The sequence below is a fragment of the Bacillus sp. FSL K6-1338 genome (genome assembly GCF_038006965.1).
Lineage (GTDB): Bacteria > Bacillota > Bacilli > Bacillales > Bacillaceae_G > Bacillus_A > Bacillus_A thuringiensis_S.
Map to the genome: position 1 here is coordinate 2,664,891 of NZ_JBBOWI010000001.1, position 14,775 is coordinate 2,679,665.

Below are 14,775 nucleotides of genomic sequence, written 5' to 3' on the forward strand. Positions count from 1 at the left end.
TTAGAGAATAGTGGTTTATTATAATTCGATTTAAGCATGTACAGCCTGTCCTACAGCTTGCAATAATGCTTCATGAATCGCTTCAGATAAGGTTGGATGCGCTGCAATATAATCTCTCATTATATCAGCGGTAACTTCTGTATGAATCATTACGGTCCCTTGACCAATAAGTTCAGTTGCATGAGGACCGATAATAGAAATCCCTACAATTTCTTGGTATTTAGGTTCCACAATGACTTTTACTTTACCCGTTTGTTCTCCTAAAATAAGAGCTTTTCCGTTCGCTGTAAAATGGAATTCTCCAATGAGAATATCACCATATTGTTCTCTTGCACCTTTTTCACTTAACCCGACACTAGCTATTTCTGGAGCTGTGTATATACAACGGGGAACAGCGTGATAATTTACTTTCACGTCTTCTCCGCTTGCGTGTAATGCTGCTGTCGTTCCTTCATGGAAGGCAACGTGAGCAAGCTGAATTCCACCGATCACATCACCAACTGCGTAAATATGTGATACGTTCGTTTGCATATGTTCATTCACAGCAATCCCTTTATTTGAAAACTGAACTCCTGCCTTTTCTAATCCTAATTGTTGTACTCGTGGTTTTCTTCCTACAGAAACAAGAACAAATTCTGGAGTTACTTCGTAAGTAATTCCCTCGTATTCAAATGAAGCTTGCTTCTTATAGTTATTTAATCCTTTTAAAACTGCTCCCGTAAAAATTTCCACACCATCTTTTTCTAATTTCTCTCTTAAAATATTCGCGATATCTTCATCTTCACCAGGTAGTAATTGCGGTGCCATCTCAACTATCGATACTTTTGTGCCGAGTCTACTATAAATACTTGCAAACTCACATCCTATTACACCACCGCCAACGATTAACAATGAAGATGGTACACTCTCAAGAGACATTGCATGGCTACTATTTAAAATCCATTTTCCATCGAACGGAGCGAATGGTAATTCTGTAGGTTCGGAACCAGCTGCAATAATAAAGCTCCCTCCATCAATTACTTCTTCTTTATTTCCTTGTACAACTCGCACACGATGATCCGTTTCGAATTTCGCTTTTCCTTTTACAACTTTAATTTTATTTTTCTTCATTAAATATTGTATTCCTTGGACGAGTTGCTTTACGATTTGTGATTTCCTCGCCTGTATTTGACCCCAATCAATTGAGATATTTTCTGTATTAATCGTAACTCCATAATCATTCGCTTTTCTCACAATGTCATGTACTTCAGCACTTTCTAACAGTGATTTCGTAGGCATACACCCAACATTTAAACATGTTCCGCCAAGGTCAGCTTCATCAATAAGAGTGACATCTTTGCCATTTTGAGCCGCGGTAATTGCTGCTACATAGCCAGCAGGTCCGCCCCCAATAACAACTAATTTACTCATTCTCTCACCTTCTCTTTATAAAAGAATTGTTATAGGTTCTTCTAAATAATGTTTAATTGTGCGTAAAAATGCAGCTGCTGGTGCACCGTCTAATACACGATGATCGAATGTTAAACTTAAAGGTAACATACTTCCTTTTCTTAATTTTTTCCCTTTAAATACAGGAACATGTTCAATTGCACCTACACCTAAAATACCAGTTTCAGGTGTATTTAATACCGGTGTGAAATATTCAATACCAAAGCTACCTAAATTACTAATTGTAAATGTCGTTCCGTGCATATCATCACTACTTAAGCTACCTGCTCGTGCCTTTTGTGCCACATTCTTAATCTCTTTAGACAACTCTACTAAAGATAAATTATTTGCAAAGCGAATAGCTGGAACGACTAACCCTTTTTCTAATGCGACTGCCATGCCTAAATGCACATGTTCAAATTGATGAATTGCATCATCTATATAAGCGCTGTTCATTTCTTTATGCTCTCCAAGTGCTAATACAACAGCATGCGAGACGAAATCCGTAATAGTTAATTTATTATCATATCTTTTTTGTACAACTTCCGCTATTTCTTTATGTAAAGCAACTAAATCTGTTACATCTACTTTCATCGTTAACGTTAATTGTGCGCTATTTTGTAAGCTTGCGTGCATACGATTTGCGATTGCTTTACGCATACCAGTAACAGGAATCGCTTTACTTTCTTCTCGTTCAGATATTTCCGGAACGTTTACTCTTACCTCAAGTACTTTTAATACATCTGCCTTTGTAATCCTTCCGCCAGGACCTGTACCAACTAATGCCTTGATATCCAGATTTTCAGACTTTGCAATTTTCTTCGCTACAGGTGAAATTTTAATTCTTTGCTTCGATACTTCTTTCCCATTTGCTTCTTGATTTTGTACATTTTGTACTTCTATATTAGATGTTTTTTCTTCTACAACATGTGTGCTTTCCTGCATTTCTACCTTTTCATTCGGTTTACCGATGTAGCAAATTACAGTACCAGGCGGCACTCCTTCATCTTCACTTACAGCTATATCAAGTACCGTACCATCAGCTGGCGCTTCAATTTCCGTTTCAATTTTTTCTGAATTAATACTAGCAATTAGTTCTCCTTTTGCTACATTATCGCCTGCTTTAATATTCCAGTTCGTAATAATACCTTCTTTCATCGCCATACCTAACTTCGGCATTACAACTTCTACAGCCATGTGTCTCTCTCCCTTCTCATCGTTTTATTACACATGTAATAAAGATTGGTCTCCAATCATTTCTGATACAGTTTCAATTACTTTTTCTGGCGTTGGCAAATACAACTTTTCAAGTGGTGGTGAGAACGGAACAGGTGTATGTGGTGCTGTAATTCGTTTAATAGGTGCATCTAACAAATCAAAACCTTTATCCGCTACAATTGCCGCAATATCTGTTGCAATACTACATCTAGGATTCGCTTCGTCAATGACGATAAGACGATTTGTTTTTTCAACAGATGATAAAATAGTATCTTCATCAAGTGGTGATAAAGATCGTGGATCAATTACTTCTACTTCAAGCCCCTTTTTCGATAATTGCTTTGCAGCTGCAAGCGCTGTATGAACTTGCTTTCCGATTGCGACAATTGTTACATCAGAACCTTCCCGTTTAATATCTGCTTTTCCTAATGGAATTGTATAGTATCCTTCTGGCACTTCACCTTTCATATTGTAAAGTGTTTTATCCTCAAAGAAGATTACTGGATCATCATCTTCAATTGCCGCTAATAATAAGCCTTTTGCATCATACGGTGTGGAAGGAACAACAACTTTAATACCTGGTATGCTCGTAAATAATGCGTACAAACTTTGTGAATGTTGAGCTGCTGCACTAAAACCAGCGCCATGCATCGTACGTACTGTAACGGGTACTTTCGCTTTACCTCCAAACATATAACGGAATTTCGCACCTTGGTTTAATACTTGGTCAAGACAACTACCGATAAAATCATTAAACATTAACTCAGCTATCGGACGTAACCCAGTTGCAGCAGCTGCCATCGCAGCTCCCATATAACCCGCTTCAGAAATTGGTGTATCCAATATACGATTTCGACCAAACTCTTGTACAAGTCCTTTCGTAACACCAAGAACACCACCCCAAGCTTCATCATCTTGCAGGTGATCAACTTGTGCACCGCCTGCAACATCTTCACCTATTAAAATTACATTTTCATCACGACGCATTGAGATTTTCATCGCTTCATTAATTGCAGTTGACATACTTACTGTTCTAGTCATAATTTTTCACCCTCCTCTTATTTGTAAGAAACGTATACATCTTTTAATAATTCTTCATCGTCTGGGTATGGACTATTTTCACTAAATTCAATGGATCTTTGTACTGCATCATCTACTGCTTTTTCCATATCAACAAGTTCAGATTCTGTTAATAAACCTTCATGAATTAAATGCTTACGGAAATTCACAATTGCATCTTTTTCATTTAAATGTTCTTCTTTTTCTTCTGTTGTTTTATATGTTTGCGCTTCACCTTCGAAATGACCATAATTACGATATGTCATACATTCAATAATTGTTGGACCATCACCATTACGCGCACGTTCCACTGCTTCTGCAGCAGCTTTATATACAGCGAGAAGATCTTTTCCATCTACTTGAACACCTGGAATATTATAAGCTTTTGCACGATTGGCAATAGAATCACAACTTGAAGCATATTCAAATGTAGTTGCTTCACCATAACCATTATTTTCTGCGATAAAAATAACCGGTAACTTCCAAATCGCTGCTAAATTAACCCCTTCATGAAATGTCCCTTCATTATTTGCTCCGTCACCGAAGAAGCAAACACTTACATCCTTTGTTCCTTTATATTTAGCTGTTAATGCTGAACCGCAAGCAAGTGGGAAACCGCCACCTACAATGCCATTTGCACCAAGCATTCCTTTATCTAAATCGGCAATATGCATGGAACCACCTTTGCCTTTACATAACCCTGTCGCTTTCCCGAAAAGCTCAGCCATCATACCATTTAAATCACAACCTTTTGCGATACAATGTCCATGACCTCTATGTGTACTTGTAATACTGTCACTATCCGTTAAGTGGGCACATACACCAACTGCTACCGCTTCTTCACCTGCGTATAAATGAACGAAACCTGGCAAAACGCCTTGCGCGAACAATTCATGCACCTTATCTTCAAATTTACGAATCTCTAACATTTTTTTATACATCCAACGAGCTTGTTCTTTCGTAATTTCATTCCCTTTACTTTCAGTTGTTTTTAACATGTCCAGCCCTCCTATTTTCTTGTTCGTCTGTTATATTGCAAGTACTATGCCAAATTCTAATCCTTGATTTCATGGGTTTTCTCATTTCTTTCATAATAAAAAAGTGGACAAAATGAGACAGATGTCTCGTTTTGTCCACTTTTGTTCACCTAATTTGAGAACTATTATCTTATTCATTCTCAAAGCTCTGCTGTAATTTTCGGATGTAAATAATTTGCCCAATATGATATGCATTATGAGTTGTTACATTCGCTAACACTTCCCACCACTTTGCAGAAACAGGAAATCCCACTACATCACTTTCAACCTTTTCTTCATTAATGAGATTTTGCCATTGTAACAGTTTTTCTAGTAGTTTTTCCCGTAATTCATCGAAAGTTTGATTATCTGAAAGCATAAAACTTTTGTTATTATCTCCTATAGCGGGTACTGCATTCACATTTGATTCTTTATACCTAGTTTGCCACGTAGAGTTCCAATACAGTAAATGTTGTACGATTTCAGCTATACTATTACTCTCTTCATTCGGTTTCCAGCAAGCTTCCCTCTCAGATAAATCCTTAACTGCATCGGAAAATGGCATATACCAACTAGGATCATTTGCATTCGCTAATAGCTGATCTGCTAATACATCTTTCACATGGACCATTTTTTTCCCTCATTTCATTATCATATTAATATACACTACTCTATATACGCTCATTCCCTATAATCCCCTTTTTTACATACAAATTGATTTCATACTAAATGTAAGAATAATAGATTTTCTTATCATAACTCGTTATGATAAAAGAAAAAGAAAGCTGGCGGAAAATGAATAAAAAAATCGCAATAATTACAGGAGCCTCAAGTGGATTTGGACTATTAACTACACTCGAACTCGCAAAAAAAGATTATTTAGTTATCGCTACAATGCGAAACCTTGAAAAACAAGTAAACTTACTATCTCAAGCTACTCAACTCAACTTACAACAAAACATAAAAATTCAACAATTAGATGTAACCGATCAAAATTCTATACATAACTTCCAATTATTTTTAAAAGAAATACAAAAAGTAGACCTTCTTGTTAATAATGCAGGATATGCAAATGGCGGCTTTGTAGAAGAAATTCCAGTAGAGGAATACCGTAAACAATTTGAAACGAACCTATTTGGAGCTATATCAATTACCCAGCTTGTTTTACCATATATGAGAGAACAAAAAAGCGGAAAAATCATTAATATAAGCAGCATTAGCGGCCAAGTTGGATTTCCTGGTTTATCTCCTTATGTATCTTCAAAATATGCATTAGAAGGCTGGAGTGAATCGCTTCGCTTAGAATTAAAACCTTTCGGAATAGACGTCGCTTTAATTGAACCTGGTTCTTACAACACAAATATATGGGAGGTTGGTAAACAACTAGCTGAAAACCAATCTGATACAACATCTCCTTACAAAGAATATATGGATAAAATACAAAAACATATTAATAGCGGTAGTGATACATTTGGTCATCCGATAGATGTTGCTAATAAAATCGTTGAAATTGCTGAAACAAAGCGTACTACTTTACGATATCCTATTGGAAAAGGTGTAAAATTTATGATCTTTACGAAGAAGATTCTTCCTTGGAGATTGTGGGAACACCTTGTTTTGAGAAGCTTTAAGAAGATGTAATAAACTTTTTGAAAACTATTTTGAAAGAGGTGCTAATTAAATGTTAGGTTTACCGTATGGGAAAGTGTTTTTAGTGCCGTGGACTGAAGAATGGGAAATTGAGTTTATGAAAGAGAAACAAATCATTGAGGAACAAATTGGCGAACATATTTTAGCGATACACCATATTGGTAGTACTTCTATTCCATATTTAAGTGCAAAGCCAATTATTGATATAGCAATAGAACTAAAAGATAATGCAGTTGGCATACAATGTATCGCAAAGTTGGAACTACTAAATTATAAATACAGAAAAGATGTATTGCCTGAAAGATACTATTTTAATAAAGGAGAGCCACGAACTCATCAAATTCATATGTATGAACAAGGAAATAAATATTTAATAGAACAATTACAATTTCGAGATTACTTAATAGACAATAAAACATCTCGTATACAGTATGAACAATTAAAAATTCAACTTTCACAAGCTAATCCTACTGATAAACATAAGTATGCGGAGGACAAAACAAATTTCATTACATTCATACTAGCTAAAATAAATGATTGAATGAAAAAGACAGAATTTCATACACAGAATAAGAAACCGTTTATTCCTAAGTAAATGGTTTCTTATTCGTTAGTTATCTTATTATTTATACTATCAATTTTTTTATTATACAGCAGGTGGAAAGAAGTAAAATAGTATCGAAGTCATAAAAATAAACGTGAATACCCCAATTACCGAAAATATATATTCTTTCGACTCTCTATCATACTTCCATTCCATCAATGCTCTTAAGATTAACTTCCCACCTAAATAAGTAAAAATGACATAAGCAATATTAACACTTTCGAATTTAAAGATAAACATAAAGCTAGTTATTAAATAAATAAAAAGTAGTCCTATTTCCAATTTTTTATGTAAACTATTTACATGTTTCTTATATCCCCAAAAACCACCCTTGGGCATATTCAATTTTTTTCTTAAAAACTTATCGAGAAAATAGACAGCTATACAAAAAACAATAGTTATAATCCAAAAAGTAGAAGCTCCTATTTTCACCCCTCCTATTATTTCATTTAATTACTTGAAATAAATTGGACTATATTACGGTTATCCCCTTCTAAATAACTTATGATTCCTTCAGGATATGTCGGCTTCTCCTGTAATTCCTCTAGACTTTTCCAAATTAATATAATATCCTCATGCTCTTTATGCCTTATTTCATTTGTAATGATTTTTTCAACAGTCCCCCAATATATCAATGTACAATGATGACCTTTTTCGTTGTCCCACTCAAAAATGTGTTCATTTACAATTGCTAACTCTTGAACATGAACTTTCAAATCGTATTCTTCTATTAACTCTCGAATTATTGCTTCTTTTGACGTTTCACCAAATTCAATAGAGCCACCTGGAAAACGATAAAATGATTCGTTTTCATCACATTGTACTAGTACTTTTGAATGTTCGTCGTTTACAATCATTACTTCAGCCCGTAAATGTGGTCTTATCATTTTCTCACCCTTTATTTGTATGACCATCCATCACCAATACGTATTATAGAATACATTCAAAATAATACCTGTAATTATTAATAACGGAACAATTCCAAACGAAATAATATATTCTTTTGCTTTACTATCATATTTCCACTGCATATATCCTTGAAAAATGTACAACGTCATAAAAAAGAAAATTGGTATATAAGTCATGTATATTGGATTCCAAATTGAACCTATCATCATAAGTACTACATAAGAAATAATGATGATCCATTGTCCCCATTTATGTGATTGACTGACATATTTACTATTCCATCCTGTTTGTCTCGGTATATTTAACTTCTTCCTCACGATTTTTTCTAAAAAAATTAAAATTATAATCCATAACAATAAGACAATTAGTTTCAAAAGAAACAGAAAGGCCTCCTCCTTTACCTTTTCTCCGGCTGATCACTCGGATACGTAGCATTATCTTTATTTTCAACATCCCAACTAATAATGGTCGCACTATCTCGTCCGAATTGATGATGAACATGTTCTAAAACATTGTGAACATTTTCTTTAAGTTTAATATTATTTCTATTCATATTATTATACAGATTTAATGGCGTTTCATATCGGCGTTCCCCGCATTCTAATACCCCATCTGTCACCATTACAATTCGGTTCTTTCCAGTACGTAATTCACGAATACCTGATGAATAACAAGGAACAGGTAAATCAAATGTGTTTACATTTCCAATCCATTCGTAAAAATGACGTTGATTTAATGCATATTGCCCTAACTTATGTAACTCTTCATGAAATACATACACTAAACAATCACCAATAGAAAGCCACCATATATAATTTTCTTTTCTTACACATAGTAAGCAAGCTGTTTCACCTTTAATTCTTTGGCATTTTTCTTTAAATGAAGAGGATTGAAAAATTGAAAGTATATGATTTTCAACAGATCGAAATACTGTATCAATTGGTTCATTCAAAATTATTCTTATATTTTCATATTCTTTTTCGATTGTATTTACTACTAAATCAACACTTTCCGCACTATTATGTCCATCTAAAATAGCTGTAAACTCCCAATCATCATTCGACCAAACTAACGCACCATCTTCATTCTTTTTCGCTCCAGCACTTATATTCCCGCCATATTTACCAAGTACAATATCACCATATTGCTTAACTGAAATTTCTCCTAAACACATTTCTATATTTCCAACCCATGAATATTGTGTATTATTTGTTGTATGCATACTCATTTACCATATACTTACGTATTCTTTCGCATAGTTTTTTTATTTTCTCTTCATCACCATATGGTGCACCAGTCCATTTCGCTACTTCGGTTGGTGACCAAAATTCTTTTGGTGTATTGGGATAACGTGGAATAATGTGCATATGCATATGTGGTACACCATTTCCTGAAACAAAAGTGTAAATATGCTCTGCACCTTCGCTTTCTTTTAGCGCTTTACTTACTCTACTTGTTATAAGTCCTAACGCTTTCGCTTCTTCATCTGTTAGTTCAGCAAGGCCAGGTACATGTCTTTTTATATCTATCATTACATAACCTAGGTATGTTTCTTCACTATCCCAGTAGACATGTCCAACGTAAACGAGTTAATCTTCGTAAATAGCTCCACCTGGAACTATAATATTTCCTTTATGTTTTTCGCAAATGAAGCAGTTTTGTTCTACTTGATTGTTTGTTGACATATCCATCACCATCCTTTTCATATATAATATCACAAAAAAAGGAAAAACAGGTTTAACATTCGGAATATTCATTCTTTTGATACTACAACTTTGAAATGAATTTACACCTCATTATTTCTTCAAAAACGCAATCCCAATTATAATCCCAATCACAATTCCGATTACTAAATTATTTGTAAAGTGCCCTTGAAATACACCGATTACAACCCCTATACCGACACCTATTGCCAAAGCATCATTTCTTTTTTTATTTTTAGCCAAAATTGCATCTCCTCCCATCATTTCTCCCTAAACAACATGCATTCACTTAAATGTATTAATATACGCACTATCTCGCTTGAATCTTTTCAAAAAAAGCACTTTAACTTCATATATAATATTTTCCATTTTCTGTACATACTCCTTTTATAATGAAAAAATTTCAAGTAACCATTAAATATATATAGGCATTTACTATAAGAAAGATCCGTAATTTATTGACGGAGGAACGATTCAAATGCATCCTCATTGGAATCCAAATATAAATCAACAGTATGTTTATTCCCCCCATCCTGTAAGGAATACATTGCATCATGATTCACAATATATGATGCCGCGCATCGCTAGCCTTGAAAGTCAGTTAGCTAAATTAATCTCATTAATCGAAGAAAATAATCAATTAATTAAATCCATGGAACAACAGCAAAACCAAGTTTGTGCACCAGCTGGAGGTTCTGTTATCGTTCGTATGTAAACTGGATGCAATAAAAAACACACTTTGTAGTATAAAAGTGTGTTTTTTGGTCATTATTTTCTTTTCGTATGGAACCCTTGTGTAATTCGGTCTAATATAATTGCGATTACTACGATAGCTAATCCAGCTTCAAATCCCATTCCGATATTAACTTGTGTTACCGAGCGATATACATCAACTCCAAGCCCAGGAGCTCCTACAAGTGACGCTGTTACAACCATTGATAACGAAAGCATAATGCTTTGGTTCACACCAGCCATAATCGTTCCGGTTGCAAGTGGTAATTGTACTTTAAATAGTTTTTGTGATGCTGTGGATCCAAATGCATTCGCTGCTTCAATTAAATCTTCTGGAACTTGTCTAATTCCTAAGTCAGTAAAACGAATTGTAGGTGGCATTGCAAAGATTACCGATGCAATAATTCCAGGTACTACACCAACTCCGAAAAATGTAATCGCTGGAATGAGGTATACGAATGCCGGCATTGTTTGCATAAAATCTAATGTTGGTTTTAAAAATTTTGAAAAACGTTCATTTTGAGATGCTAATATTCCAATTGGAATTCCGACAATAATTGAAATAATAACAGACGTAAGTACGAGTGCTAATGTTTGCATCGTTTGTGCCCAGTAGTTAATATTTAAAATAAACAATAAGCCGATTAGTGTAAAAATAATTAATGATACTTTTCTCGTTGTGTACCAAATGAGGAAACAAAGGATAATAATCATCAATATGGCCGGTATTATTGTTAAAAAATTAGTGAGTAAATCAACGAATCCGCCGATAATATAAGAGAAACCTCGGAATATGCCTTCAAGGTGCTCATATAAACTTGCAACAAATGAGTCGACCCATTCTCCTAAAGGAATACGTGGTATATTATTCATCGTCTTTCACCTCTTCCTCAATGTTTCCTGCAAGAGCTTGAATGACACTTTCACGTTTAATAATTCCTCTTAGCCTTTTCTTCTCATCGATTACTGGTAACGGATATTTCATCTCCGCCATTTTTGCATATGTCTCTTCCAGTAAAGTATCTAAATACACATGCGGAATATCATTAAGTAATAAATCAGCAATCGGCCATTGTTTTTGAACTGCTTTACTCGCATCATCCGCGGTTAATATACCTAAAAACTCATACTTTTTATTGACAACATATACAGTTGAAACACCTGCATTCCTCATAATTTGAAGGGCTACACGTGGTCCACGATCAATTAATAAAGTTTCTGGTCGTTTTAATATAGATTCCGCTGTAATTACTTTTCCTAAATTCACATCCGCAACAAACTTTTCTACGAATTCATTAGCGGGGCTCATCATAATTTCTTCTGGCGTTCCAATTTGGACGATTTCTCCATCTTTCATTAATGCGATACGATCCCCAATTCGAAGCGCTTCATCTAAATCATGTGTAATAAATATAATCGTTTTTTCCATTTTATCTTGTAACTCTAACAATTCATCTTGCATTTCTTTTCGAATAAGTGGATCTAATGCACTGAATGACTCGTCCATTAGTAATACATCTGGATTATTCGTTAGTGCTCTTGCGATTCCAACGCGCTGCTGCATACCACCACTAAGTTGACTTGGATAATTATCTTTATGATGATCGAGTCCTACTAACTGTAGCGATTCTAACGCTTTTTTCTCTCGCTCTTCTACCGAAACCCCTTGTATTTCTAAACCATATGCAACATTTTGTATAACCGTACGATGCGGAAATAGAGCGAACTTCTGAAATACCATACTCATTTTCGTTCTTCTTACTCTCCGTAACTCTTCTTTTCCCATCGTTGCGATGTCTTCACCATCTATGTATATATGACCTGCAGTTGGTTTAATCAATTGATTTAACATACGAACTAGCGTAGATTTCCCGCTACCAGACAAACCCATAATAACGAAAATTTCTCCAGAGTATACCTCAAACGTTGCTTTTTTTACACCAACGTTCATTCCTGTCTCTTTTAAAATTTCCGATTTGCTTTTCCCCTCTTTTAATAAAGAAAGGGCTCTTTGCGGATGTTTCCCGAATACTTTTGTTACGTTTTCAACACGCACCTTTGTATTATCCATGTCACTACTCCTTTTCTACCCATCTATTCACATAGTGTTGCGATTTTGCAAAGAAATATTACATAAAAATGACATTCATAAGATTTCTTTAAAATTCTCGTTTCCGTTCATAATAAGAATGCTTACTTATACATTTATTTTATAAGGCAAACACTACTTAGGAGGTTTTCGATGCGAAAGAAAATTTGGTTTATATGCCTTGCATTATTTATTACTATGATTTTCACTTCATGTAATGCAACAAATGCAAATTCGAAAGGAAAAATTAAACTTGGTGTAACAAGTTGGAAAGAAAATATTGCAACTGCAAACATGTGGAAAGTTTTATTAGAAGAAAAAGGCTACAAAGTTGAGCTCATGTATTTAGAAAAAGCCGCAATTTGGACTGGTGTCGCTCGTGGTGATGTTGATGCGAATTTAGAAGTATGGCTACCCGTTACGGATAAGCCGCTAAACGATCGTTATAAAGATGATATTGTCTTAAAATCAAAATGGTACGAAGGTACTGGACTTGGTCTAGTCGTACCTTCCTATGTGAAAAATATTAACAGTATTGAAGACTTAAATGCTCATAAAGATGAATTAGATAATAAAATTGTCGGTATCGAACCTGGTAGTAGTCTTATGAATTTAACGAATAAAGCAATGAAAGAATATGATATAAAACTAAAACTTGTCCAATCCTCAGAAGCTGCGATGATGAGTGAATTAAAGAAAGCATATACGAAAAAGAAACCAATCGCTGTTACGCTTTGGAATCCGCATTGGGGTTTTTCAGAATTTGACTTAAAATATTTAAAAGACCCTAAGAAAGTATATGGTGAAAAAGATGACATTTATTACTCCGTTCGTAAAGGTTTCGAAAAAGATCACCCAGATGTTATAAAATACTTTGATAAATGGAAAATGACCGATGAACAACTTGGTACGTTAATGGTCATGTTAAATAAAACAAAAGATCCTGAAGAAGCTGCGCGAAAATGGATTAAAAAAAATCAAGCATTAGTTGATGAATGGGTAAAAGATTAATAAAAAGGCTAGAGAATTAACATATCCTCTAGCCTTTTTCATCTTATTTTTTCGTAACAACATCATCTACAATTCCATATTCCTTAGCTTCTTCTGCGGTCATAAAATAATCTCTTTCTGTATCATGCGCTACTCTTTCAATCGGTTGGCCTGTTTTTTCTGCAATCATTTTATTAATATCCTGCTTTAACTTTAATATCCTTTTTGCTGTTATTTCAATTTCTGTTGCTTGCCCCTGTGCACCACCAAGCGGCTGATGAATCATAATTTCACTGTTAGGGAGCGCAAACCGTTTTCCTTTTGCTCCTGATAATAATAACAATGCACCAAATGATGCCGCAAAGCCCATGCATAGCGTTTGTACATCTGGTTTAATTAAATTCATCGTATCTAATATTGCAAAACCTGCTGTCGTTGAACCTCCTGGGCTATTGATATATAAATATATATCTTTTTCTGCATCTTCTGCTTCTAAAAATAATAGTTGAGCTACGACACTACTCGCTACTTGATCATTAATTTCTGAACCGATAATAATAATGCGGTCTTTTAATAGCCTTGAATATATATCATAGGAACGTTCTCCTAATTTTGTTTGTTCTACTACATATGGAATTGCATTCATTTTAAATCCCCCCAATACTTGTTATGCAACGCAAAGCATACAACTGTAGGAAGAAGGTTTTTTTACACTAAATAATAAGACTGGCTGTTTAGATGGTAACTTAGTAAAATCTATTGTCGGAAGAAGTTTCGTTAACAATTCCGGTCTTTCCTCACGAATAGACGTTACAACAACTTCAATATCCTCTGTGAATTCGACTATCTCGATCCCTTCTTCACTTACAGTTTTCAGCCTATTTCTACTCCGAAATAAAGAAGCTTTCACTGCACCTTCTGATACAGAACACAATTTAGCAATATCAGCGATACTATATTGAAAAACATCTTTTAATAATAAAATTGCGGATTGCTGTACATTTAATGAAGACAATACTTTCCCTACCATTTCATGCAAATCTGCAATGTTCTCATGTGGTTCTTCAACAGTGATTTGTTCTCTTATTTTTTCATGAACAGACTTAGACTTCATCTGATCTAACCAACGATTTCTAGCTATTTTATAGACGAGTGTCATACAAATATCTTTATTTCTATATTTTTGAAGCACTTTACACACCGTTTCTTGGGCGAGATCTTCCCCATCCCATTTGTTTTTCGTTAAAAAAGTACAGTATCTTTTTAGCTCTCCATATTGTTCAATTAAAAAAATTATATTTGAATGATTCATATCGATATGATTCTTTAAAACATGAGTTACTTTTGTGCACAAAATAACCACTCCTTTTCAGCGCT

18 protein-coding genes and 1 pseudogene are annotated in these 14,775 nt (G+C 34.5%); 4 read left to right on the forward strand and 15 right to left on the reverse strand.

All coding sequences use genetic code 11. From position 1 onward, the window contains the following. Positions 1–30: 30 nt before the first annotated feature. From lpdA to NZ044_RS13685, 5 genes are all read right to left on the reverse strand, one after another. Positions 31–1,410: a dihydrolipoyl dehydrogenase gene (gene lpdA / locus NZ044_RS13665; RefSeq protein WP_327956665.1), complete on the reverse strand. Its 1,380-nt coding sequence runs from the start codon at positions 1,408–1,410 to the stop codon at positions 31–33. Between the two features lie 15 nt (positions 1,411–1,425). After that, positions 1,426–2,625 (reverse strand): dihydrolipoamide acetyltransferase family protein, encoded by a 1,200-nt coding sequence (locus NZ044_RS13670; RefSeq protein ID WP_000257746.1) that lies wholly within the window; start codon positions 2,623–2,625, stop codon positions 1,426–1,428. Positions 2,626–2,652: 27 nt separating this feature from the next. Further along, entirely contained in the window at positions 2,653–3,687 is a 1,035-nt protein-coding gene (gene acoB, locus NZ044_RS13675; protein ID WP_000198898.1) for an acetoin:2,6-dichlorophenolindophenol oxidoreductase subunit beta, read from the reverse strand. Between the two features lie 17 nt (positions 3,688–3,704). Beyond that, positions 3,705–4,703 (reverse strand): acetoin:2,6-dichlorophenolindophenol oxidoreductase subunit alpha, encoded by a 999-nt coding sequence (acoA, locus tag NZ044_RS13680; protein ID WP_000921300.1) that lies wholly within the window; start codon positions 4,701–4,703, stop codon positions 3,705–3,707. Positions 4,704–4,872: 169 nt separating this feature from the next. Further along, on the reverse strand, positions 4,873–5,352 hold the full coding sequence (locus tag NZ044_RS13685) for a DinB family protein (protein ID WP_000233789.1): 480 nt from the start codon (positions 5,350–5,352) through the stop codon (positions 4,873–4,875). A 164-nt stretch (positions 5,353–5,516) separates the two neighbouring features. On the opposite strand from NZ044_RS13685, the gene NZ044_RS13690 reads away from it, so the two are divergent. Both NZ044_RS13690 and NZ044_RS13695 read left to right on the forward strand, forming a co-directional pair. After that, a complete protein-coding gene (locus tag NZ044_RS13690) occupies positions 5,517–6,362 on the forward strand; it encodes an oxidoreductase (RefSeq protein WP_216364056.1) in 846 nt (281 codons plus the stop codon). A 40-nt stretch (positions 6,363–6,402) separates the two neighbouring features. Further along, entirely contained in the window at positions 6,403–6,912 is a 510-nt protein-coding gene (locus tag NZ044_RS13695) for a GrpB family protein (protein ID WP_000901210.1), read from the forward strand. Between the two features lie 105 nt (positions 6,913–7,017). On the opposite strand, the gene NZ044_RS13700 is transcribed toward NZ044_RS13695, so the two are convergent. The 6 genes and pseudogenes from NZ044_RS13700 to NZ044_RS13725 all read right to left on the reverse strand — a co-directional run bounded on the left by NZ044_RS13700 (position 7,018) and on the right by NZ044_RS13725 (position 9,848). Beyond that, positions 7,018–7,401 (reverse strand): DUF4181 domain-containing protein, encoded by a 384-nt coding sequence (locus NZ044_RS13700; protein WP_041488163.1) that lies wholly within the window; start codon positions 7,399–7,401, stop codon positions 7,018–7,020. A 23-nt stretch (positions 7,402–7,424) separates the two neighbouring features. Further along, positions 7,425–7,862, reverse strand: coding sequence for an NUDIX domain-containing protein (locus NZ044_RS13705; RefSeq protein ID WP_000620904.1), 438 nt, complete (start codon positions 7,860–7,862; stop codon positions 7,425–7,427). 30 nt (positions 7,863–7,892) lie between these two features. Continuing rightward, entirely contained in the window at positions 7,893–8,258 is a 366-nt protein-coding gene (locus tag NZ044_RS13710) for a DUF4181 domain-containing protein (protein WP_000767737.1), read from the reverse strand. 23 nt (positions 8,259–8,281) lie between these two features. Beyond that, positions 8,282–9,112 carry a PP2C family serine/threonine-protein phosphatase gene (locus NZ044_RS13715; protein WP_057187472.1) on the reverse strand — a complete coding sequence of 277 codons (831 nt, stop codon included), beginning with the start codon at positions 9,110–9,112 and terminating at the stop codon, positions 8,282–8,284. Continuing rightward, a pseudogene (locus tag NZ044_RS13720) lies at positions 9,090–9,581 on the reverse strand (HIT family protein). Before NZ044_RS13720 ends, NZ044_RS13715 begins: the two are co-directional and overlap by 23 nt. 99 nt (positions 9,582–9,680) lie before the next feature. Continuing rightward, the gene (locus NZ044_RS13725; protein ID WP_000508401.1) at positions 9,681–9,848 is read right to left on the reverse strand and encodes a hypothetical protein; all 168 of its coding nucleotides are present in this window, start codon (positions 9,846–9,848) and stop codon (positions 9,681–9,683) included. 217 nt (positions 9,849–10,065) lie between these two features. Here NZ044_RS13725 and NZ044_RS13730 point away from each other — a divergent pair, with 217 nt between their 5' ends. After that, entirely contained in the window at positions 10,066–10,302 is a 237-nt protein-coding gene (locus tag NZ044_RS13730; RefSeq protein ID WP_000553346.1) for a hypothetical protein, read from the forward strand. Positions 10,303–10,355: 53 nt separating this feature from the next. Here NZ044_RS13730 and NZ044_RS13735 read toward each other — a convergent pair whose 3' ends face one another. Both NZ044_RS13735 and NZ044_RS13740 read right to left on the reverse strand, forming a co-directional pair. Continuing rightward, entirely contained in the window at positions 10,356–11,192 is an 837-nt protein-coding gene (locus NZ044_RS13735; protein ID WP_001059837.1) for an ABC transporter permease, read from the reverse strand. Next, a complete protein-coding gene (locus tag NZ044_RS13740) occupies positions 11,185–12,390 on the reverse strand; it encodes a quaternary amine ABC transporter ATP-binding protein (RefSeq protein WP_000370608.1) in 1,206 nt (401 codons plus the stop codon). The genes NZ044_RS13735 and NZ044_RS13740 overlap by 8 nt, the downstream gene beginning before the upstream one ends. A 171-nt stretch (positions 12,391–12,561) precedes the next feature. On the opposite strand from NZ044_RS13740, the gene NZ044_RS13745 reads away from it, so the two are divergent. Then, positions 12,562–13,419: a glycine betaine ABC transporter substrate-binding protein gene (locus tag NZ044_RS13745; RefSeq protein ID WP_001227626.1), complete on the forward strand. Its 858-nt coding sequence runs from the start codon at positions 12,562–12,564 to the stop codon at positions 13,417–13,419. Between the two features lie 43 nt (positions 13,420–13,462). On the opposite strand, the gene clpP is transcribed toward NZ044_RS13745, so the two are convergent. Together clpP and NZ044_RS13755 are read right to left on the reverse strand one after the other, a co-directional pair. After that, positions 13,463–14,044 (reverse strand): ATP-dependent Clp endopeptidase proteolytic subunit ClpP, encoded by a 582-nt coding sequence (gene clpP, locus NZ044_RS13750; protein WP_098506152.1) that lies wholly within the window; start codon positions 14,042–14,044, stop codon positions 13,463–13,465. 21 nt (positions 14,045–14,065) lie between these two features. Then, positions 14,066–14,752, reverse strand: a complete 687-nt coding sequence (locus NZ044_RS13755) for an RNA polymerase subunit sigma-70 (RefSeq protein WP_340949798.1) — start codon at positions 14,750–14,752, stop codon at positions 14,066–14,068. Between the last annotated feature and the right edge of the window lie 23 nt (positions 14,753–14,775).